At 72.0% G+C, this 23207-nt stretch carries 14 protein-coding genes; 11 read left to right on the forward strand and 3 right to left on the reverse strand.

The annotated features are described in order from the left end of the window. The first annotated feature begins 84 nt into the window (after positions 1-84). The 9 genes from GJV82_RS05925 (at position 85) to GJV82_RS05970 (ending at position 13413) form a co-directional block, all read left to right on the forward strand. Complete coding sequence (locus GJV82_RS05925; protein ID WP_318657335.1) at positions 85-1101, forward strand: LacI family DNA-binding transcriptional regulator; 1017 nt, start codon at positions 85-87, stop codon at positions 1099-1101. 191 nt (positions 1102-1292) lie between these two features. After that, entirely contained in the window at positions 1293-2576 is a 1284-nt protein-coding gene (locus GJV82_RS05930; RefSeq protein ID WP_318657336.1) for an ABC transporter substrate-binding protein, read from the forward strand. Between the two features lie 80 nt (positions 2577-2656). After that, positions 2657-3595 (forward strand): carbohydrate ABC transporter permease, encoded by a 939-nt coding sequence (locus GJV82_RS05935; RefSeq protein ID WP_155098593.1) that lies wholly within the window; start codon positions 2657-2659, stop codon positions 3593-3595. 47 nt (positions 3596-3642) lie between these two features. Next, positions 3643-4509, forward strand: a complete 867-nt coding sequence (locus tag GJV82_RS05940) for a carbohydrate ABC transporter permease (RefSeq protein WP_396039108.1) — start codon at positions 3643-3645, stop codon at positions 4507-4509. After that, positions 4506-7019 carry a glycoside hydrolase family 2 protein gene (locus GJV82_RS05945; RefSeq protein ID WP_318657338.1) on the forward strand — a complete coding sequence of 838 codons (2514 nt, stop codon included), beginning with the start codon at positions 4506-4508 and terminating at the stop codon, positions 7017-7019. Before GJV82_RS05940 ends, GJV82_RS05945 begins: the two co-directional genes overlap by 4 nt. Continuing rightward, the gene (locus tag GJV82_RS05950) at positions 7016-8296 is read left to right on the forward strand and encodes an AGE family epimerase/isomerase (protein WP_155098595.1); all 1281 of its coding nucleotides are present in this window, start codon (positions 7016-7018) and stop codon (positions 8294-8296) included. Before GJV82_RS05945 ends, GJV82_RS05950 begins: the two co-directional genes overlap by 4 nt. Continuing rightward, on the forward strand, positions 8293-10173 hold the full coding sequence (locus GJV82_RS20685; RefSeq protein ID WP_318657339.1) for a PfkB family carbohydrate kinase: 1881 nt from the start codon (positions 8293-8295) through the stop codon (positions 10171-10173). The genes GJV82_RS05950 and GJV82_RS20685 overlap by 4 nt, the downstream gene beginning before the upstream one ends. Before the next feature lie 272 nt (positions 10174-10445). Then, complete coding sequence (locus GJV82_RS05965) at positions 10446-11858, forward strand: cellulase family glycosylhydrolase (protein WP_155098596.1); 1413 nt, start codon at positions 10446-10448, stop codon at positions 11856-11858. Between the two features lie 202 nt (positions 11859-12060). Beyond that, positions 12061-13413 carry a cellulase family glycosylhydrolase gene (locus GJV82_RS05970; protein ID WP_155098597.1) on the forward strand — a complete coding sequence of 451 codons (1353 nt, stop codon included), beginning with the start codon at positions 12061-12063 and terminating at the stop codon, positions 13411-13413. Between the two features lie 100 nt (positions 13414-13513). On the opposite strand, the gene GJV82_RS05975 is transcribed toward GJV82_RS05970, so the two are convergent. From GJV82_RS05975 to GJV82_RS05985, 3 genes are all read right to left on the reverse strand, one after another. Then, positions 13514-15052, reverse strand: a complete 1539-nt coding sequence (locus tag GJV82_RS05975; RefSeq protein ID WP_196217191.1) for an aminoglycoside phosphotransferase — start codon at positions 15050-15052, stop codon at positions 13514-13516. 100 nt (positions 15053-15152) lie between these two features. Continuing rightward, positions 15153-16886: a maltose alpha-D-glucosyltransferase gene (gene treS / locus GJV82_RS05980; protein ID WP_404812934.1), complete on the reverse strand. Its 1734-nt coding sequence runs from the start codon at positions 16884-16886 to the stop codon at positions 15153-15155. Between the two features lie 65 nt (positions 16887-16951). Next, positions 16952-19045 (reverse strand): alpha-1,4-glucan--maltose-1-phosphate maltosyltransferase, encoded by a 2094-nt coding sequence (locus GJV82_RS05985; protein ID WP_318657340.1) that lies wholly within the window; start codon positions 19043-19045, stop codon positions 16952-16954. Between the two features lie 169 nt (positions 19046-19214). On the opposite strand from GJV82_RS05985, the gene glgP reads away from it, so the two are divergent. Together glgP and GJV82_RS05995 are read left to right on the forward strand one after the other, a co-directional pair. Continuing rightward, complete coding sequence (glgP, locus tag GJV82_RS05990; RefSeq protein ID WP_318657341.1) at positions 19215-21821, forward strand: alpha-glucan family phosphorylase; 2607 nt, start codon at positions 19215-19217, stop codon at positions 21819-21821. A gap of 588 nt (positions 21822-22409) precedes the next feature. Then, a complete protein-coding gene (locus GJV82_RS05995) occupies positions 22410-23126 on the forward strand; it encodes a DUF559 domain-containing protein (protein WP_155098599.1) in 717 nt (238 codons plus the stop codon). Positions 23127-23207 lie beyond the last annotated feature (81 nt).

Here is a 23207-nt window from a genome sequence, read left to right on the forward strand (position 1 = left end):
CAACCTTTCCACGTCTGCGGCACCGCCACGCGCCGGGCTCGCCGGGTGGTCGCAGTAGGCTCGCGACCCGGAGGAAGGAGTGCCGTGGCAAGGATCACCATCGCGGACATCGCCCGGGAGGCCGGGGTCTCGACGGGTGCGGTGTCGTACGCGTTGAACAACCGGCCCGGCGTGTCGGAGGCGACCCGAGCCCGGATCCTGGGGATCGCGGCCGAGCTGGGCTGGGCGCCGAGCTCGGCCGCGCGCTCTCTCTCCGGGGCACGGACGGAGACCGTCGGACTGGTACTGGCGCGCGACCCCGGGATGCTCGGGGTCGAGTCGTTCTACATGCAGTTTCTCGCGGGCATCGAGTCCGAGCTGTCGAAGCGGTCGTACGCGCTGCTCCTGCAGGTCGTCCCGGACCAGGAGACCGAGCTGCGGGCGTACCGTGCGTGGCGCGCGGCGCGTCGCGTCGATGGGGTGATCCTCGTCGATCCGAGCGTCGACGACCCGCGGATCGCGATGTTCTCCGAGCCCGAGGCGCTTCCTGCGGTCGTGGTGGGGGACCCGGCGCTCGCGGGCGGTCTGCCGAGTGTGTGGACGGACGACGCCGCGGCGATGCGCGAGTCGGTGCGCTACCTGCATGCCGTCGGGCACCGCCGGATCGCCCGGGTCGCGGGTCTGGAGGGATTCGGGCACACGGGGATCCGCGACGCGGCGTTCCGCGAGGAGATCGCGGCGCTGGGCGCGGAGGGAACGATCGTGCGCACGGACTACTCGGCCGTCCAGGGGGCGGTGGCGACGCGGACGCTCCTCACGAGCGCGGACCGGCCGACGGGGATCATCTACGACAACGACGTCATGGCGGTCGCGGGGCTGGGGGTCGCGAGCGAGATCGGTGTCCGGGTGCCGCAGGAGGTGTCGATGATCGCGTGGGACGACTCGCCGCTGTGCGAGGCGACGTTCCCGCGCCTCTCGGCGCTGAGCCACGACGTCACGCGTTACGGCGCGCACGTCGCTCGCCGTCTGTTCGACCGGATCGCGGGTGAGGTCGGGGGGAGCTTCCTCGACTCGATCCCGACGCTGCGCCCGAGAGGTACGACGGCACGTCGCTCGTCCTGACGCGCTTCAGCACTCCCTGCACGCCTGAAGGCGTCGATACCAGTTCGTTACAGAACGAGGTTGGACTTACGCGAACTTAAGCGCTTCACTAGTCGTGTCGCCAGTGATCGCCCGGACCGGTGGGCCTGTCGCACGCGACGTCAACGACGACCAAGGAGTGGAACGACATGGCAAGGAAGCAGACTGTCGCCGTGCTCACCGTGACAGCGCTGACGATGGCGCTGGGTGCGTGCTCGAGCAGCTCGGGCGAGAGCGGCGGCGGTGAGGACGGCGAGCTCTCGGGCACGATCACGGTCCTGACCAACCGCACGGACATCGTCGACACCACGCTCCAGGACTACGCCGAGCTGTTCCAGGCGGAGAACCCGGGCGTGACGGTCGAGTTCGAGGCGATCACGGACTACGAGGGTGACGTCTCGATCCGCCTGAACACGCAGGACTACGGTGACGTGCTCCTCATCCCGAACTCGGTGAGCAAGGACCAGCTCCCGCAGTTCTTCGAGCCGCTCGGCACGGTCGACGAGCTCTCGCAGGAGTACCGCTTCGTCAACGAGCAGGCCTACGACGGCGACGTCTACGGCATAGCGACCTTCGGCACCGCGATGGGCTACGTCGTGAACACCAAGGTCTGGGAGCAGGCCGGCATCACCGAGCCGCCCACGACGCCCGAGGCGTTCGTCGAAGCGCTCAAGCAGATCGGCGAGAAGACCGACGCCGTCCCGTACTACACGAACTACACCGACGGTTGGCCGCTCACCCAGTGGCAGAACAACCAGGGGACGATCGCGGGGACCGACGCCGTGAGCATCCGCACCTCGCAGGACGACCCGTGGGCCGAGGGCAACGAGCAGTACGCGATCGACGGGCTGCTCTACGACGTCGTTGCAGCTGGCGTCACCGAGGAGGACCCCACGACGACCAACTGGGAGGAGTCCAAGACCCTCCTCGGCACCGGCAAGGTCGGCGCGATGGTGCTCGGCTCGTGGGCCGTGCCCCAGATGCAGGACGCGGCCGAGGCCGCCGGTGGGTCCGCGGACGACATCGACTTCTGGCCGATGCCGTGGCAGACCGAGGGCACGTTCTCGTCGACCGTCTCGGGCGACTACAAGCTCGCGATCTCGAAGCACTCCGAGAACAAGGAGGCTGCACGCGCCTGGGTCGACTGGTTCCTGAACGAGTCGACGTTCGCCGCGGAGCAGGGCGGTATCTCGCCGGTCGTCGGTGCGCCTGCACCGGACAGCCTGGCCACGTTCGACGCCCTGGGCGTCAACCAGATCGAGCTCTCCCCGGCCCCGGCCGGTGAGGAGACGTGGGACAACGACATCAGCAACGAGGCGGAGATCGACCTCTGGGGCGACAAGTACCGCAAGCAGCTGGTCGACGTCGCTCGCGGCGCCGCGGACGGTGACAAGGAGTCCTTCTTTGCCGACCTCAACTCCCGCTGGGCGGCCGCGCGCGCGAACGTCGTCGGCTGACGCAGGAGTCCTGGTTCGCGTGAGGCCCCCGGCCGCCCCGCCGGGGGTCTCACGCCCGTCTCGACCGAAATGAGCATGACATGGCTGTGACCAGTCCGACCGTGGCGACTCCGACCGAGCCGCGCAAGCGGAGTGCTACCTCCCGACCACCGAGGCAGCGGTCCGGGTCGCTCACCCCGTGGCTGTTCCTCGTCGTCCCGCTCGGGCTGCTGCTCGTGTTCACCTACCTGCCGGTGGCGAACATGGTCTGGTACAGCTTCACGTCCTGGGACGGTCTCGACGCGGTGAAGGAGGGCGTCGGGTTCAAGAACTACGTCGACATCTTCACGCGGCCCGAGCTGTTCCGGGTCTTCTTCGTCAGCCTCTACTACCTGGTCGGGGCTCTCGTCCAGCTCGCGCTGGCGCTCTACTTCGCGACGATCCTCAGCTTCAGCACCCGGTTCCGGAACTTCTTCAAGGGCGTCATCTTCTTCCCGTACCTCCTGAACGGCGTGGCGATCGGCCTCGTCTTCCTCTACTTCTTCCGCCCGGACGGGACGCTGGACGCTCTGCTGGGCGTGGTAGGGCTGAAGGACACGCCGCTATGGCTGGGCGACCCGTCGATCGTCAACTACTCGCTGGCGGGGACCTCGGTCTGGCGCTACCTGGGCCTGAACTTCGTGCTGTTCCTCGGCGCCATCCAGGCCATTCCGGATGACGTGTACGAGGCCGCGGACCTCGACGGCGCGACCTCGTGGCAGAAGTTCCGCTACATCATCTTCCCCGGCATCAAGCAGATCGTCGGTCTGTCCCTGATCCTCGCCGTCTCGGGCGCACTCTCGGTCTTCGAGATCCCCTTCATCATGACGTCGGGCGCCAACGGTTCCGAGACGTTCGTCATCCAGACCGTCGACACGGCGTTCCGGTACTCCAAGGTCGGTCTCGCGTCCGCGATGGCCGTCGTGCTGCTGATCATCGTCCTCGTGATCAGCGCGATCCAACGCAAGTTCTTCCCGGACGAGAAGGGAGACCTGGTATGAGCGCCCCCACCGCACCCGCGCCGACCCGGATCACCGCAGCGGACAAGATGCGCGGGGCTGCCGCCCGGTTCTCGAGGAGCGTCGCGCCGGTCGCCGGCCCGCTGGCCACGACGGCGAAGTACATCAGTCTCGTCGTCGCGTGCGCGGCCGCCGTCGTCCCGATCCTCACGATCTTCTTCGCGGCCTTCAAGTCCCGCGAGGAGTACGTGACGAGCGGTCCGCTCGACCTTCCCCAGAACTGGTTCAACTTCTCGAACTTCACGAGGGCCTTCACCGACAGCGACATGCTCGCGGGCTTCGTGAACACCATGATCATCCTCGTCGTCGCGCTCGCCGGGACGATCCTCATCGGCACCATGACCGCGTACGCCGTCGACCGGTTCGACTTCCGCGGCAAGAAGCTCGTCATGGCCGGGTTCCTGCTGGCGACGCTCGTCCCCGCGGTCACCACGCAGGTCGCGACGTTCCAGATCATCAACGGCCTCGGACTCTTCAACACCCGCTGGGCCGCAATCGTGCTCTTCATGGGCACGGACATCATCGCGATCTACATCTTCTTGCAGTTCATGCGCTCCATACCGCGCTCGCTCGACGAGGCCGCGATGCTGGACGGGGCGAACCGCCTGACGATCTACGCACGGATCGTCTTCCCGCTGCTCAAGCCGGCGATCGCCACCGTCGTCATCATCAAGGGCATCGCGATCTACAACGAGTTCTACATCCCCTTCCTCTACATGCCGTCGAGCAAGCTCGGCGTCATCTCGACGACCCTCTTCCGGTTCAAGGGACCGACGGGGTCGGAGTGGGAGGTCATCGCCGCCGGCACGATCCTCGTGATCGTCCCGACCCTGATCGCCTTCCTCCTCCTCCAGCGACACATCTACAACGGCCTGACCGCAGGAGCCACGAAGTGACCTTCACCGAGACATCCGCCCTCAGGGCGACCCGCCGCGAGCTGCACGAGGGCTGGACGGTGAGCGCCGTCGGGGGGGCGATTCCCGTGGGGACGACCGTCTCCGACGTCCCGGCAACGGTCCCGGGGAGCGTGCACACGGACCTCCTCGCCGCAGGCCTGATCGACGACCCCTACCTCGACGACCACGAGCGTCTCCAGGCGTGGATCGGTCGCACCGACTGGGCATACACCACGCGCTTCGCGTGGGCCCCGGACGGGCACGAGCGGCACGACCTCGTCTTCGACGGCCTCGACACCGTCGCGGAGGTCCGGCTCAACGGGACGGTGGTGGGCACGACGGCGAACATGCACCGCACCTACCGGTTCGACGTCGGTCCGCTGCTCGTCGAGGGCGAGAACGAGCTCGTGGTCCGGTTCTCCGCCCCCGTCCCGTACGCCGACCGGCAGAGCCTGCTCCTGGGCTACCGGCCGCAGGTCAACCAGCACCCGTTCAACGCCATGCGCAAGATGGCGTGCAGCTTCGGCTGGGACTGGGGTCCCGACACGACGACGTCCGGGATCTGGCGCCCCGTGCGCCTCGAGTCCTGGTCGGTGGCGCGACTCGCCCAAGTGCGCGTCCACGCGACGGTGGTGGGCGAGTCCACGGCACCGACGGCGGGCCGGGTGCGCGTGGTCGTGGAGGTCGAGCGCTCCGGCACAGGTCGCGGTCGCGCGCCGCTCACCCTCGCGGCGTCCGTCGCCGGGGTCCGGGTCCAGGTGCCAGCCGACGGCGGCACGGCCGAGGTCGACGTCGTCGTGCCGCAGGTCGACCTCTGGTGGCCGCGCACGCACGGCGACCAGCCGCTCTACGACGTCACCGTCGAGCTGCTGGCCGAGGGCGCACCCCTCGACGAGTCCGCCCGCCGCGTCGGCTTCCGCACCGCGACTCTCGAGATGGAACCCGACGAGGACGGCACGTCCTTCCGGTTCGTCGTGAACGGCGTGCCGGTCTGGGTTCGCGGGGCGAACTGGATCCCGGACGACGCGTTCCCGCACCGCGTCACGCGCGAGCGCTACGCCGCGCGCATCGACCAGGCGGTGTCCGCGAACCTCAACCTCCTGCGCGTGTGGGGCGGCGGGATCTACGAGTCGGACGACTTCTACGACCTGTGCGACGAGCGGGGCCTGCTCACCTGGCAGGACTTCCTCTTCGCGTGCGCCGCGTACGCCGAGGAGGAGCCGCTGCGTTCGGAGGTCGAGGCGGAGGTGCGCGACAACGTCGCCCGCCTCGGGCACCACGCGTCGCTCGTGCTGTGGAACGGCAGCAACGAGAACATCTGGGGCTTCCACGACTGGAGCTGGCAGCAGCGCCTCGACGGGCGCACATGGGGTCTCGGGTACTACACCGAGCTGTTCCCGCGCGTCGTCGCCGAGCTCGACCCGGACTGTGCCTACACGCCGTCGAGCCCGTGGTCGGGCAGCCTCGACGTGCACCCGAACGACCCACGGCACGGCTCGATGCACGAGTGGGAGCTGTGGAACCGCCAGGACTGGCCGCACTACCGCGACACCGTGCCGCGCTTCATGGCCGAGTTCGGCTGGCAGGGGCCTCCCACCTGGTCCACCCTCACGCGCGCGATCAGCGACGACCCCCTGACGCCCGAGTCGCCCGGGATGCTCGTCCACCAGAAGGCGATGCAGGGCAACGACAAGCTCACCGACGGGCTCGTCGCCCACGTACCGCTGCCCGACGCGATGGAGGACTGGCACTGGGCCATGTCCTGGAACCAGGCGACCGCCGTCCGCACGGCGCTCGAGCACTACCGCTCGTGGTCTCCGCGGTGCATGGGGGCGGTCGTGTGGCAGCTCAACGACTGCTGGCCCGTGACCTCGTGGGCGGCGGTCGACGGTGACGGCCGCCAGAAGCCGCTCCTGTTCGCGCTGCGCCAGGCGTTCGCCGACCGGCTCCTCACCATCCAGCCGCGCGGTACGGACGGGCAGCTCGTCGTCGCGGTCGTCAACGACTCCGCCGAGCAGTGGCGCGGCGACCTCGTCGTCCGTCGGACCCGCTACGACGGCGTCGAGATCGAGGCGACGAAGATCCCCGTCGACGTCGCCGCGCGCGCGACGGCCACGATCCCGCTGCCGGCCGACCTCGCCGTCCCGGGTGACGCCGCCGGCGAGCTGCTCGTCGCGTCGCTCGGGCACGAGAGCGCAACGTGGTTCTACTCCGAACCGCGCGACAGTGCCCTGCGCAGCCCGGCGCTGCACGTCGAGGTCACCTCGACGGACGACGGGGCACGTGTCCGGGTCACGACCGACACCCTCGTGCGGGGCCTGTCGCTGCTCGCAGACAAGGTGCACCCCGACGCCGTCGTGGACGACATGCTGGTGGACCTCCTCGCAGGCGAGAGCGTGACCTTCCACGTGACGGCCCCCGAAGCGCTGGACAAGTCCGCGCTCGCCGACCCGCGGGTCCTGCGCAGCGTCAACCAGCTCATGTCGCGCCGGCCTGTGGTGTCAGCATGACGGCGCCGACGATCGACCCCCGGCCACACGGCGGTGTGCGCGACGAGCTCGCCTGGACCGAGCGCGAGACGCACGTCGCCTGGCTCGATGCCCACACGCGATCGCTGCTCGCGTTCGGGCGTCACGTCGTCGCGCCGGGGGGAGGTGCGGCCTACCTCGACGAGACCGGGACCCCCGACCCGGAGGCAGGTGTTCAGACGTGGATCACGTGCCGGACCGTCCACGTCTACGCGCTCGGTGCGATGCTGGGCGTGCCCGGGTGCGAACCGGTAGCGCGCGGGGCCCTCGACGGCCTGCTGGGACCGCTGCACGACGCCGAGCACGGCGGGTGGTTCCACGCCCTCGACGCGCAGGGCGCACCCGACCTCGGCGCAGGCAAGTCCGCGTACGACCACGCGTTCGTCCTGCTCGCCGCGTCGAGCGCGACCCTGGCCGGCCTGCCGGGCGCACGGGCCCTGCTCACGGACGCGTGCTCCGTGTTCCTCGAGCATTTCTGGGACGACGCGACCGGGCTCGTGGTCGACACCTGGGACGCATCGTTCACCGTCCTCGACCCGTACCGGGGCCTCAACGCGAACATGCACGCGGTCGAGGCGATGCTCGCCGTCGCCGACGCCACCGGCGACGTCGCGTGGCGCGACCGCGCCACGCGCGTGACCCGGCTCGTCGTGCGGCTCGCCGAGGACCACGACGGCCGGCTGCCCGAGCACTTCGACGCCACGTGGACGCCGCACCTGGAGCTCAACGCCGACCGGCCCGCCGACCCGTTCAAGCCCTACGGGGCGACCGTCGGGCACGGGCTCGAGTGGTCCCGTCTCCTGCTGCACCTCGAGGGCGCACTGGGCACGCTCGCGCCGTCCGACCTGCGCCCGACGGCGACCGCGCTGTTCGACCGCGCCGTGGCCGACGGCTGGGCCGTGGACGGCGCGGACGGGTTCGTCTACACGACCGACTGGTCCGGGGCGCCCGTCGTGCGCGAGCGCATGCACTGGGTCGTCGCCGAGGCGATCGCCGCCGCGGACGCCCTGCACCGACGGACGGGCGACGCCCGCTACGCCGACCTGTACGCGACCTGGTGGGACTACGCGGTGACCTTCGTGGTCGACCACGACGGAGGATCCTGGCACCACGAGCTCGACCCGACGAACCGCCCCGCGGGGACCACGTGGCCCGGCAAGCCCGACCTCTACCACGCGGTCCAGGCGACGCTCCTGCCGCGGCTCCCGCTCGGCCCGTCGATCGCGCGCGCCGTCCACGACGGGCAGGTGGCCCCGTGACGCGCTTCCTCGTGGTCGGTGAGGCTCTCGTCGACGTCGTCCCCGACGGTCCGGGAACCACCCGGGACCTGCCCGGCGGAAGCCCCGCAAACGTCGCGCTCACGCTCGGTCGGCTCCGTCGTGAGGTGTCGCTCGCCACGGCGCTCGCGCCGGACGACCGCGGCGCCCTGGTCCGCGAGTGGCTCGTCGCGAGCGACGTGGAGGTGGACGCGCACGTGCCGTCGACGGGCCGGACGTCGGCCGCGACCGTGTCCCTGGACGCCCAGGGGCGGGCGACGTATGCCTTCGACCTCGCGTGGGAGCTCGGGCAGGTGGAGCTCGGCGACGCGGAGGTCGTTCACGTCGGCTCCGTGGCGGCGGTGCTGTCCCCGGGCGCCGACGTGGTCCGGGACGTCGTGCGCCGGGCGCGCCCCTCCGCCGTCGTCTCGTACGACCCCAACGTGCGTCCCGCGCTCGTCGACGACCCCGCGGAGGTCCGGGCGCGCGTCGAGGAGATCGTCGCGCTCGCCGACGTCGTCAAGGTGAGCGACGAGGACCTCGCGTGGTTCGCCCCCGGAACCGACCCGCTCGACGTCGCGCGCCGCTGGTCGGCGTGGGGCGCGGCCCTCGTCGTCGTGACACGCGGAGGCGACGGCGCGACCCTCGTGCGGCACGACGGCCGCCTCCTCGAGGTCCCGGGCCGTGCGGTCGACGTCGTCGACACCGTCGGCGCAGGTGACACGTTCACCGGGGCGCTGCTCGACGCGCTCGCGACGCGCGGGGTGCGCGGCCCGGGAGGCGCGGAACTCCTGCGCCGGCTGTCGGACGCGGCGGTGCGGACCGCGGCACGGTCTGCGGCGGTCGCCGCGTCGGTCACGGTGTCTCGTGCGGGGGCGAATCCGCCGACCCGGGCCGAGCTTCGCGCCGCCGAAGGGCCGGTACGGCCCGCGCCGTTCGCCGGGGCACCCGTCACGGGCATGACCTGGGGTTGGACGGGTGTGCGCGGGACCTGGACCGGTCCGGGAGCCGAGCGCTCCATGGACGAGCTGCACGGGCTCGGCGTGGACTGGGTCGCCGTGACGTTCTCCGCGAAGCAGGACACGCCCCAGTCGACCACGGTCCGCTACGGCGACGAGCCGACGGTGACCGACGACGAGGTCCGGGCGGCGATCCGCGCCGCCAAGGCGCGCGGCTGGAAGGTGTGCCTCAAACCGGTCGTCGACTCCGCCGACGGAACCTGGCGCGCTTTCATCGGCTTCTTCGACGAAGACGTCCCGGGCGAGCCCTCGTGGGACGAGTGGTTCACGTCGTACACGCAGTTCATCGTGCACCACGCGCGGATTGCCGCCGAGGAGGGCGCGGAGATGCTCTGCGTCGGGTGCGAGATGGTGCGCGCCGACGGGCGCGACGCACAGTGGCGGGCCCTCGTCGCAGCCGTGCGCGAGGTCTACGACGGCCTGGTGACGTACAACTGCGACAAGTACCAGGAGGACCGCGTCACCTGGTGGGACGCGGTCGACGTGATCGGCAGCTCGGGTTACTACCCGGCCGGGACGTGGGAGCACCACCTCGACCGGATCGAGGCTGTCGTCGCGCGCGAGGACAAGCCGTTCGTCTTCCTCGAGGCCGGATGCCCCAGCCGCGAGGGCTCACCGGAGAGACCGAACGACTGGACTCTCGCCGGGCCGCCGTCGGGCGAGGCTCAGGCGGCCTGGCTCGCGGAGATGTTCGACGCGTGCGGCCGACGACCCTGGGTCTCCGGCTACTTCCTGTGGGACTGGCCGTCGCCGCTCTACACCGAGGCCGAGGCGGCAGCGAACGACGACTACTGCATGTACGGCAAGCCGGGCGCGGACGTCGTCCGGCACGCCTACGAGAAACTGCGCTCGCGCAGCTGAGCGTCTGCTGCGACACCCGGAAGACCCAGCGGCGCGGGGCATCCGCAACTGCCCCGCGCCGCGATCTGACCTCCCCATGAGCGTCGAGATATCCGTGTTCTCGCGAGGCTCTAGCAATGTCCTCGACAATGCACTACGTTCGACGTGAAGCGCTTCAGTGCTAGTGGTGTCACGCGGCCAATCCGCGGCCTCGTGAGGGGCTCGATGCCGAGCCTGACGACGACGTCCACCAAGAAGCCCGGGCGATGACGCCCGGACCAGGAGGAACTTTCATGAGACGACTGTTCGCCATCGTCCTGAGCGCGGTGCTCGCTCTGTTCGTCGTACCCGCGTTCGCGCAAGGAGCCAGCGCGGCGAGCGACGGGTTCTCCGTTCAAGGCGGGAAGATCTACGACGCGAACGGCAACCAGTTCGTGCCGGTCGGCGTCAACCATGCCCACGCTTGGTACCCGTCGCAGACGCAGTCCTTCGCCGACATCCGCGCCGCTGGCGCGAACACCGTGCGCGTCGTTCTTTCGGGCGGCCGGTACGGGACCAACTCGGCCTCCGACGTGAGCGCCGTCATCGAGCGGTGCAAGCAGAACCAGCTCGTGTGCGTCCTCGAGAACCACGACACCACGGGGTATGGCGAGGACGGCAGTGCGCGCTCCCTCGCGAGCGCGGCCCAGTATTGGACAAGCATCGCCTCGGCCCTGCGGGGCCAGGAGCGGTACGTGATGATCAACATCGGCAACGAGCCCTTCGGCAACTCCGGCTACCAGAACTGGACCAGGGACACCATCGCGGCGATCCAGACCCTGCGCGGGGCCGGCCTCAGCCACACGTTCGTCGTCGACGCCCCGAACTGGGGCCAGGACTGGTCCTTCACCATGCGCGACAACGCCCAGACGGTCGCGGCGGCGGACAGCAACGTGGTCTTCTCGATCCACATGTACGGCGTCTTCGACACCGCAGCCGAAGTGCGCGCCTACCTCGACTCCTTCACGAGCCGACGCCTGCCAATCATGGTCGGCGAGTTCGGCGACAACCACTCGGACGGGAACCCGGACGAGGCCACGATCATGAGCTACACGAGGTCCCAGGGTCTCGGGATGCTCGGCTGGTCGTGGTCCGGCAACGGGAGCGGCGTCGAGTATCTCGACATGGTGAACGGGTTCTCCGCGAACTCGCTCACGCCGTGGGGGCAGCGGTTCGTCAACGGCGCCGACGGGCTCAAGGCCCGCAACGCGCCCGTGGCCTCCGTGTACGGGGGCGACGGCGGTGGCGACGGCGGAGCCGGCACGGCCCCCAACGGGTACCCGTACTGCGCGAGCGCGTCGTCGGACCCGGACGGGGACGGCTGGGGCTGGGAGAGCAACGCCTCGTGCGTCGTGCGCGGCTCTTCCGTGGACACGGGTTCCGGTGGTGGTTCCGGGGGTGGGAGCACGGCACCGAACGGGTACCCGTACTGCGCGAGCGCGTCGTCGGACCCGGACGGGGACGGCTGGGGCTGGGAGAACAGCGCGTCGTGCGTCGTGCGCGGCTCTTCCGTGGACACGGGTTCCGGTGGTGGTTCCGGGGGTGGGAGCACGGCACCGAACGGGTACCCGTACTGCGCGAGCGCGTCGTCGGACCCGGACGGGGACGGCTGGGGCTGGGAGAACAGCGCGTCGTGCGTCGTGCGCGGCTCGTCCGCCGACCGCTGAACCGGTCCGCCGCAGCGCCTCTCGCGCATGAAGCGGTTCATCTCGGAGTCCATTCGATGACGGATGGTGAGCGCGCTCGNGTCCGCCGACCGCTGAACCGGTCCGCCGCAGCGCCTCTCGCGCATGAAGCGGTTCATCTCGGAGTCCATTCGATGACGGATGGTGAGCGCGCTCGTGCGCGAGCGCAGAACGAAGGAGTTCGATGAGTAAGAACAGCACACGACAGCTCCAGGTCCGTACCCGTGCGACGTCGGTCCCGGCGTACGTCGCTGCGCTCGCCCTCGCCGGGTCGGGAGCGCTCGCGCTGGCCGCTCCGGCGGCCGCCGACGAGGCGACCGCGGACGGTCTGCACGTCGTCGACGGTCGGCTCGTCGAGGCGGACGGGAGCGACCTCGTCCTCCGCGGGATCAACCACGCCCACACCTGGTACACCCACGAGTTCCAGTCGTTCGAGGACATCAAGGGCACAGGTGCCAACGCGGTGCGCGTCGTCCTGTCGAGCGGGGACCAGTGGACCCGCAACGACCCGGCGGACGTCGCGCGCGTCGTCCGTGAGTGCGACGTGAACCGGTTGGTGTGCGCCCTCGAGGTGCACGACACGACGGGCTACGGGGACGAGTACGCGCCTGCGGCGGTGTCGCTCGACCGCGCGGTCGACTACTGGGAGGACCTGTACCCGACCCTCGCCGGGACGGAGGACAGGATCCTCGTCAACATCGGCAACGAGCCGATCGGCAACGGTCCGATCGCGGACGAGTGGGCGGCGCAGACGTCGGCCGCGGTCCAGCGACTGCGCGACATCGGGTTCGAGCACACGATCGTCGTCGACGCCCCGAACTGGGGCCAGGACTGGTCGCGGACGATGTACTCCCAGGCGCAGCAGGTGTTCGACGCCGACCCCGACACGAACGTCGTGTTCTCCGTCCACATGTACGAGGTGTACGGCGACGGCGCGGTGGTCACGGACTACCTGGAGCACTTCGTCGACGCCGGACTGCCGCTGATCGTCGGCGAGTTCGGCCCGGCGCACTACGGCAACGACGTCGACGAGGACACCATCCTCGCGGAGACGCGGCGCCTCGGCCTCGGGTGGTTCGGCTGGTCCTGGAGCGGCAACAGCGGTGGCGTGGAGGACTTGGACCTCGTCCAGGGCTTCGACCCGGGCCAGCCGTCCGCGTGGGGCGCCCGGCTGTTCAACGGTCGGGACGGCATCGCTGAGACGTCGCGCGAGGCTTCGATCTTCGCGAGCCGCGCGGACGGCTGCACGGCCGAGCTGGAGATCCAGTACCGGTGGCCGGGTGGCTACCAGGGTCAGGTGCGGGTGGAGTTCGACGGCGAGCCCGTCTCGACGTGGTCCACCTCGTGGCGCGTGCCCGCGGGCAGCGAGCTCGTGCAGACCTGGCACGGGGCGCTCTCCGTGGACGGTGGGACCGCGACGGTCACCGCCGAGTCGTGGAACGCGCGCGTGCCGGCCGGTGGGACCATCACCTACGGCTTCTCCGGCCGTGGTGATGCTCCGGTGCTGGCAGCGGTCGTCGACTGCTCCGCGAGCTAGGATCCCGGGTCGGCCAGGTGGAGGCGTTGGGCACGGCCGCGCCTCCACCTCGCCGTACCCGGCGCCGACCCCGCGGGGCCGTGCCGTCCTCGCGGGCCGGTCAGGCGTCGCCCGCGAGCAGGCGGTCGACCGCGGCGAGCGGGATGGGCTCCCAGTCCGGGCGGTTGCGCGACTCGTAGACGACCTCGTAGAGCGCCTTGTCGAGCGTGAGCGCCCGTACCAGGGCCTCGGACGTCGCGCGGTCGACGCCGGCCGTGTCGGCCCGGTCGTAGGCGTCGAGGAACGCGGTGCGCGCCTGGACGGCCCATGCGGCGTCGCGGGCGCGCCCGACGGCGGCGGCGTAGTCGAACGAGCGCACGATCCCGGCGACGTCGCGCAGCGCGAGGTCCGGGCGCGTGCGCTCGGCGACCGGCCGCAAGGGCTCACCCTCGAAGTCGAGCACCTTCCAGCCGAACCGCCGCGCGTGCAGCACCTGGCCGAGGTGCAGGTCGCCGTGGACCGTCTGGAGCCGGGGGAGCGCATCGGGGACGCGCGTGACGTTCGCGAGCCGCGCGGACGTGCGGTCCCAGAACGCGGCGACGTCCGCAGCGCGCCGTCCGAGCGCGCTGGAGGACGCGACGGCCTCGTCCGCACGCCGGCGCAGGTCCGCGACGAGCCAGCGCGCGTCGACGGGCGAACCGACGCCGAACGCGCGGCGGAGCGCGGCGTGCAGGTCGGCGAGCACGCGCCCCAGGTCGGCCGCGAGGTCGGCGAACGAGGCGTCCTGCCCCGCGTAGGAGCACGCGAGGTCGAACCCGTCGCGCGCGCCCTCGACGAACTCGCTGAGGATCGCCAGGTGCGCGGAGCGGGGCGCCTCCGGGCCCGCCGGGGTGCCCGACGGCGGTGCCCCGCCCCCAGCGTTCGGCTCGTCCGGTCGGTGGTCCGCGTGCGGGTCGACGGCGGTCGGGTCGTCCGCTGCGTCCCACGTCACCTCGAGCCACGCGAGCGGCCGGGGCACCCCGCCCCAGCCCTGGGCCGCAAGAGCGCGGGGGATGGTCACGTCGGGGTTGGGCCCGATCGCGATGGCGCGCAGGACCTTGAGCATGCTCCCGCCGGCGACCCGCGGCAGCAGCACCGAGCTGTTCGACTGCTCGACGCTCAGCGCGCGTCCACCGGTGAGGTCGGCGTCGACCTCGGGGCGAGCGCCGCCCGGACTCGCGCCGTCCGGTGCCGTGCCGTGGCTCTCCCACTCCGCCACGGCCAGGAGGGCTGCCCAGCACGCGGGGTGCGCGGCGCCGTCGTGCACGACCCAGCCGGCGTCGTCGGCGCCTCGCGGGGCGAGCGTCCCGATCGGCGCCGCGCCGCCCGGCGTCAGGCCCACCGGCGAGGTCGCCGGCTCGAGCACGAGGGGCACCTGTACGACGAGGTCCACACCGTCCCCGACGAGCCGCAGGAGGTGGAGCTCGACCCGGGTCCCCGGCCACGCGGCGTCGGGCCGGCCGGGTGCCGCGGCGGACGCCGGGACCTCGAGCACGAACGACAGCCACGGCACGTGGGTGACGGCGACCCCCTTGACCGGGTACCACCGCCGCGCGGGCAGCCAGGCGTCCAGGAGCGCCATGAGCTCCGCCGAGGGCGGGTCCGTCCGCCGTACCGTCACGCGCGCCTCCTCCGTCAGGTTCGGCCCCCATGCCACCACGGCCGGGCCGCACCCGCCGGGTGAGGGCCGTGCCCGGGCACGGGCCGCGCGGCAACGGTGGTCACACCGACGGGTCCTCGACGACGAGCCAGTAGAAGTCGCGCGACCCCCACGTCATGACGACGCGCTCGTCGTCGTCGACCGCGGGGAAGCGTGCTCCGCCGAACACGTCCGTGAGCGTCGCGCCGGCGTGCCCGGGCACGTGCACCGAGGCCGAGCGCGCGGTCGCGGAGAGGTTCGCGACGCACAGGATCGTCTCGGTGTCGGTGCGGCGCAGGAACCCGAGGATCGACTCGTTGTCGCACTCGAGCGCGACGAAGTCGCCCGTGCCGAACGCCTTGTGCCGGCGCCGGACCTTGAGCATCCCGTGCACCCAGTGGAGCAGCGACGTCGACTGCTCGAGCTGGGCCTCGACGTTGACGTAGCCGTAGTGGTGCACGAGCGACTGGACGAGCGGCAGGTACACCTTGCCCGGGTCGGCGGTCGAGAACCCGGCGTTGCGGTCGGGGGTCCACTGCATGGGGGTGCGCACGGCGTCGCGGTCGGGCAGCCAGATGTTGTCGCCCATCCCGATCTCGTCGCCGTAGTACAGGCACGGGCTGCCCGGGAGCGAGAGCAGGAGGGCGTGCGCGAGCTCGACCTCCTTGCGCGAGTTGTCGAGCAGCGGGGCGAGCCGACGGCGGATGCCGACGTTCGCGCGCATGCGCGGGTCGGGCGCGTACCACCCGTACATCGACGCGCGCTCCTCGGTCGAGACCATCTCGAGCGTCAGCTCGTCGTGGTTGCGCAGGAACGTGCTCCACTGCGCGCCGGGCGGGATGTCGGGCGTGTCGGCGAGGATCTCGAGGATCTGGTTCGCCCGCTGGTCGCGGATCGCGTAGAAGATGCGCGGCATCACGGGGAAGTGGAAGCACATGTGGCACTCGGGGTCGTCCTCGGTGCCGAAGTAGTCGACGACGTCGCGCGGCCACTGGTTGGCCTCGGCGAGCAGGATCCGGCCAGGGAACTCGGTGTCGACCATGCGGCGCACGCGCCGCAGGAACTCGTGCGTCTGCGGCAGGTTCTCGCAGTTGGTGCCCTCGGCCTCGTAGAGGTACGGCACGGCGTCGAGCCGGAACCCGTCGACGCCCATCTGCAGCCAGAACCGCGCGACGTCGAGCATGGCGTCGGCGACGCGCGGGTTCTCGAAGTTGAGGTCGGGCTGGTGGGAGAAGAACCGGTGCCAGAAGAACTGCCGGCGCACGGGGTCGAACGTCCAGTTGGACGTCTCCGTGTCGACGAAGATGATGCGCGCGTCCTGGTAGCGCGTGTCGTCGTCGCTCCACACGTAGAAGTCCCCGTACGGGCCCTCGGGGTCGGCGCGCGACGCCTGGAACCACGGGTGCTGGTCGCTCGTGTGGTTCATGACGAGGTCGATGACGACGCGCATCCCGCGCGCGTGCGCCTCCGTCACGAGCTCTGCGAAGTCGGTCGTCGAGCCGTACTGCGGCGCGATGGCCGTGTAGTCCGAGACGTCGTAGCCGCCGTCGCGCAGGGGGGAGGGGTAGAACGGCGGGAGCCACAGCGCGTCGATGCCGAGCCACTGCAGGTAGTCGAGCCGGTCGATGAGCCCGCGCAGGTCGCCCGTCCCGCTGCCGTCGGAGTCGGAGAAGGCCCGGACGATGACCTCGTAGAACACGGCCGTGCGGTACCAGTCCGGGTCGTCGGACAGGCCGGGTCGCGCGTCGACGGGCGGGGTGGGCTGGCGGCGCGGGGGGAGCGCCGCGATCGGGACCGGGGCCGTGACGGGCGGCACGGGGGCGGGGCCGGCGGCCGGTCCCCGTCCGGGGACCGGGACCGGGCGGGCGTCGCGCGGGAACGTCACGGCGTCCTCACGTGGACCACGTGCGCGACCTGGCGCATCGGCTCGAGCCGGACGTAGACGTCCTGGCCCCAGCCGTAGCTCTCGCCGGACAGCTCGTCGTGGGCGACGAACGAGGGGGCCCACGGGTCCTGCCCGTCCGCGAGCGGCGGCAGCCCCAGGGAGGTGAGGTCGAGGTGCACGTTCGACTCCTGCGGGGAGTGGGGGTCGAGGTTGACGACCACGACGACGGTGTCCGCCTCGCCCGTCGGGGAGTGCTCGGCGGGCAGGTGCCGCGAGAACGCGAGCACCTGGTCGTTCGTCGTCGGGTGGATCGTGAGGTTGCGCAGCTGGCGCAGCGCCGGGTGGTCGCGGCGGATCTCGTTGAGCCGGGTGAGGAGCGTCGAGATGCCGATCTCGGGGGCCTGCGACCAGTCGCGCGGCTTGTACTCGTACTTCTCGTTGTCGATCTGCTCCTCGACGCCCGGGCGCGGCACGTTCTCGACGAGCTCGTACCCGGAGTAGATCCCCCACGTGGGCGAGCCGAGCGCGGCGAGGACCGCGCGCACGGCGAAGCCCGCGACGCCCCCGTGCTGGAGGTAGGGCGGCAGGATGTCGTGCGTCGTGGGCCAGAAGCTCGGGCGCATGTACGCGCCGGCCTCGCCCGATACCTCGGCGAGGTACTCCGCGAGCTCGTCGCGCGTGTTGCGCCACGTGAAGTACGTGTACGACTGGTGGAACCCGATGCGCGCGAGCGTGTGCATCATCGCGGGCTTGGTGAACGCCTCGGAGAGGAACACGACCTCGGGGTTCGTCGCGCGGACCTCGGCGAGCAGCCACTCCCAGAAGTCGAGCGGCTTGGTGTGCGGGTTGTCGACGCGGAACGCGGTGACTCCGCGGTCGATCCACACGCGCACGACGCGCAGGACCTCCGCGTAGATGCCCGCCGGATCGTTGTCGAAGTTCAGCGGGTAGATGTCCTGGTACTTCTTGGGCGGGTTCTCCGCGTACGCGATCGACCCGTCGACGCGCGTCGTGAACCACTCCGGGTGCTCGGTCACCCACGGGTGGTCGGGCGAGCACTGCAGCGCGAGGTCGATCGCGACCTCGAGCCCGTTGCGCCGGGCCTCCTTGACGAACGCGCGGAACGTGCGCTCGCTGCCGAGCTCGGGGTGGATCGCGTCGTGCCCGCCGTCCTTCGACCCGATCGCGTACGGGCTGCCGGGGTCGCCCGGGAGGGCGGTGAGCGAGTTGTTGCGGCCCTTGCGGTGCGTCGTGCCGATGGGGTGGACGGGCGTCAGGTAGACGACGTCGAACCCCATCTCCGCGATGGCGGGCAGGCGGCGGGCCGCGGCGGTGAACGTGCCCGAGCGCCAGCGCCCGTCCTTGAGCCGCCGGGCGCCCTCGGAGCGGGGGAACATCTCGTACCACGCGCCCGCGAGCGCGAGCGGGCGCTCGACGCGCAGCGCGTACGTGGCCGACGCCGTGACGTGGTCGCGCAGGGGCGCGCGGTCCAGGACGTCGCGCACCTCGGGGGACGTCGCGGCCGCGAGCCGTGCCTCGGCGGGGCGGCTCCCGTCGGCGAGCGCGGCGAGCGCGTCGGCGAGCACGCGCTCGTCCTCGGGCGTGCGCGCGCCGGGCGTCCCGTCGCGGCCCGGGAGCGGGACGGCGTCGGACAGGACGCGCTCGACGAGCCGCGCGCCCTCGGCGAGCATGAGGTCGACGTCGACGCCGGCCGCGATCTTCACCGTGGCGTCGTGCGCCCACGTGCCGTACGGGTCGCTCCACGCCTCGACCCGCAGCGACCAGTCGCCGACGACGTCGGGGTGGAGCGTGGCACGGAACCGGTCCAGCCCGGGCGCGACGTCGACCATGCGCGCGGTGCGCTCGGTGCCGTCGGGCGCGACGAGCACGGCGGTCGCGGCGACGGCGTCGTGCCCCTCGCGGAACACGGTCGCCTCGACCGGGACCATCTCGCCGACGACGGCCTTGGCGGGCCAGCGGCCGCCCTCGACGACGGGGGACACCTCCAGCACGGGGATGCGGCCGATCGGGGCGGCGGGCGCGGGCGCGGGAGGGCGGTGCGGCGCGGGGGCCGGAGAGGTCGACGTCACACGCACAACGTAGCGAGGGGCGCGGGGGGTCGACACTCGGGGCGCGGCCCGGCGCGTCGGGCGGACGGGACGCCGCCCGCCGGACCACCGGGTGAAACGTCGTGCAAGCGTTGCACGGCTGTGACACACGGGGGTGTGCTGCGGCGCGAGCCTGCGTACTCTCGTCTCCGTGAGAGCGATCCGACGGTTCACCGTCCGCACCCTGCTGCCCGCCGAGCTGCGTGACCTGGACGAGCTGGCCCACAACCTGCGCTGGTCCTGGCACGCCCCCACGCGCGACCTGTTCGCCGGCATCGACCCCGAGGCGTGGGCGTCCGTGCACGGCGACCCCGTCGCGCTCCTCGGCGCCCTCGGCCCCGAGCGCCTCGCGGAGCTCGCCGCCGACGGGGCGTTCGTCGAGCGCGTGCGCGCCGCGGCGGCCGACCTGCGCCACTACCTCGACGACGCGCTGTGGTACCAGCAGCGGGTCGCCGAGGCGTCGGCGGACGGCGGCGACGGCCTCCCGGCCGCGATCGCGTACTTCTCCCCGGAGTTCGGCATCACGTCTGTCCTGCCGCAGTACTCGGGCGGCCTCGGCATCCTCGCCGGCGACCACCTCAAGAGCGCGAGCGACCTCGGCGTGCCGATCGTCGGCGTCGGGCTCCTGTACGGGGCCGGGTACTTCAAGCAGTCCCTCACGCGCGACGGCTGGCAGGTCGAGACCTACCCGCTGCTCGACCCCGACGGCCTGCCCCTGACGCTCCTGCGCGACGACGACGGCACGCCCGCGCGCGTCTCGCTCGACCTCCCGGGCGGCCGCGCTCTGCACGCGCACGTGTGGGTGGCCGCCGTCGGGCGCGTGCCCCTGCTGCTGCTCGACTCGAACGTGCCGGGCAACGACGAGGCCGCCCGCAAGGTCACCGACCGCCTCTACGGCGGCGGCGGCGAGCACCGGCTCCAGCAGGAGCTCCTGCTCGGCGTGGGCGGCGTGCGCGCGCTGCGCCTGTGGTCGCGCCTCACCGGTGCTCCGGAGCCGGAGGTCTACCACACCAACGAGGGGCACGCAGGCTTCCTCGGCGTCGAGCGCATCCGCGAGCTCGTCGAGCGCGGCCTGACGTTCGACGAGGCGCTCGAGGCCGTGCGCGCCGCGACCGTGTTCACGACGCACACGCCCGTGCCCGCCGGCATCGACCGGTTCGCCCGCGACCTCGTCGCGCAGTACTTCGGCGGCGACATGGCCGTCGACGGCCTGCCCGTCGAGCGCGTCCTCGCCCTCGGCGCGGAGGACTACGACGGCGGCGACCCGACGGTGTTCAACATGGCCGTCATGGGCCTGCGCCTCGGCGGGCGCGCGAACGGCGTCTCGCTCCTGCACGGCGAGGTGTCGCGCGGCATGTTCGAGGGGCTGTGGCCGGGCTTCGACGCGCGCGAGGTCCCCATCACGTCCGTGACGAACGGCGTGCACTCGCCCACGTGGGTCGACCCGGCGCTCGCGGCCCTGCAGGCCGAGCGGCTCGGGCTCGACGAGCTCACGGCCGACGACGCGTCGTCGCGCTGGCTGCGCGGCGACGGGGACGGTGCCGTGAGCGACGGCGAGCTCTGGGCGATCCGCCGCGAGATGCGTGGCCGGCTCGTCGACGAGGCGCGCCGCCGCGTGCGCCGGTCCTGGCGCGACCGGGGCGCGACCCCGGCCGAGCTCGGCTGGGTCGACGACGTGCTCTCGCCCGACGTGCTCACGATCGGGTTCGCGCGCCGCGTGCCCACGTACAAGCGGCTCACGCTCATGCTGCGCGACCCGGAGCGGCTCAAGGCCCTCCTGCTGCATCCCGAGCGCCCGGTCCAGCTCGTCGTCGCGGGCAAGTCGCACCCCGCGGACGACCAGGGCAAGCGCCTCATCCAGCAGCTCGTGCGCTTCACCGACGACCCCGCCGTGCGGCACCGGATCGTGTTCCTGCCGAACTACGACATCGCGATGGCCCAGTCGCTCTACCCGGGCTGCGACGTCTGGCTCAACAACCCGCTGCGCCCGCTCGAGGCGTCCGGGACGTCGGGCATGAAGTCCGCGCTCAACGGCGGGCTCAACCTGTCGATCCTCGACGGGTGGTGGGACGAGTGGTACGACGGCGAGAACGGCTGGGCCATCCCGACCGCCGACGGCGTCGAGGACCCCGACCGCCGCGACGACCTCGAGGCCGCCGCGCTCTACGACCTCGTCGAGCAGCAGGTCGCGCCGCGCTTCTACGACCGCGACGCCGACGGCGTGCCCGGCCGGTGGCTCGAGATGGTGCGGCACACGCTCGCGACGCTCGGCCCCAAGGTGCAGGCGACGCGCATGGTGGGCGAGTACGTCACGCGCCTGTACGCCCCGGCCGCCGCGGCCGGGCGCGCGCTCGCCGAGGACGGGCTCGCGCCGGCGCGCGAGCTCGCCCGGTGGAAGCACGACGTGCGCCAGGGCTGGTCGCGCGTGCGCGTCGACCACGTCGACTCGTCGGGCATCGGCGAGGTGCCCCAGGTGGGCGACCGCCTGACGGTGCGCGCCTACGTGTCGCTGGGCGACCTGCGCCCCGAGGACGTGCAGGTGCAGGTCGTGCACGGGCGCGTCAGCGAGGCCGACGTCATCGAGGAGTTCACGGCCGAGCCGCTCGCGCTCGCGGAGTCGTACGAGGCGGGGCGGCACGCGTTCGCCGGCGAGGTCGTGCTCGACGCGTCCGGGCCGTTCGGGTACACGGTGCGCGTCGTGCCGGCGCACGACGGCCTGCCGAGCGTCGCCGACCTCGGCCTCGTCACCAACGCCTGACGCCCCCGCCACCGAGGCAGACCCCGGCCTGGCGAGGTGGACCCCAGATCTCGCGAGGTAGAGCCCTGGTCTGGCGAGGTAGAGCCCTGGTCTGGCGAGGTAGAGGCGTGGTAGCGGTAGGAGGGCCCCGTCGTCGGCGGGGCCCTTCCCGTGGCTCCCGCCGGGGTCGTGCACGACGGCGGAGCGCGGGCGTGAGGACCCGCTCGGCGCATGCTTTTCCACAGATGTCCGGGCGCGCGCCCGCGATGTCGTCGAGCCGGGCACGCTGGGACGATGGACGAGACGACGCAGGCCTCCCCGACGGACTTCGGCCCCGTGGCGCGGCGGCGCCCGGCGAGCGCACCGGCGACCGTGCGGCCACCCGGTCGCTACACCGCGGACACGACCGGACCGCGGCGGGTCCCCCCGGCCGTACCGTACGCACGACGGCGGCGTGCCGAGCTGGCGGCCCGAGCACGCGACGGTGAGCTCGTCCGGGTGCGGCGTGGTGTCTACCTCCCCTCGCCGCACGTCGCGGCCTCTGCGCGGGAGGAGTGGCTGCTCGGGCAGGTGCGCGGGCTCGTCGATCGGCTCAGCACATCGTTCTGGGTGAGCCACGACACCGCCGCGCTGCTCTGGGGATGCTGGACCTGGCGGCTTCCGCCGTTCGCGCACCTGACGCAGCTCGGCCATCCGAACGTGGAGCGCGAGCGCGACGCCGTGGTGCGGCGGCACTGGACCGACCTCCCGGTCCGCGATCGCGCGGAGCTCGACGGTGTCCCTGTGACGAGCCTCGAGCGCACGCTGGTCGACTGTGCGCGGGCGCTTCCGCTCGAGCGCAGCCTGGTCGTCGTCGACTCCGCCCTCCGCATGGGGGCGGACCGACGGCTCGTCGACTCGATCGTCGAGGAGTCGCGGGGAAAGCGGGGGGTCGTGCGCGCACGCCGCGCCCTGGAGCTCGCGGACCCGAGGTCCGAGTCGCCGGGGGAGACGCTCGTGCGGCTCGCGGCCGTGCTGGGCGGTCTGCCTGCGCCGACCCCGCAGGTGCCGGTCACGACGGCGCGTGGGACGTACGACGTCGACCTGGCCTGGCTCGACGCCCGGGTGGTGATCGAGTTCGACGGAGCGGTGAAGTACTCCGGCGGGGCGTACGGGGACCCGGAGGACGTCCGGCGCGCCCAGGACGTCCGCGAGGCGGCGCTGGTGGCCGCGGGCTGGACGGTCGTCCGGTTCACGTGGGAGGACCTGGGCGACCCGGTGGCGGTCGGGTGCCGGCTCGCGGAGGCTCGCCGTCTCGCTCTGCGCCGTCGTGCCTCACGCCGGTAGACGTCCGTGCCGAGGTAGAGCCCTGGTGAGCCGAGGTGGAGCCCTGGTCCAGCCAGGGAGAGGTGAGGTCGTGACCAGGCC

Origin of the sequence: Cellulosimicrobium composti (assembly GCF_009711085.1) — a bacterium.
Lineage (GTDB): Bacteria > Actinomycetota > Actinomycetes > Actinomycetales > Cellulomonadaceae > Cellulosimicrobium > Cellulosimicrobium composti.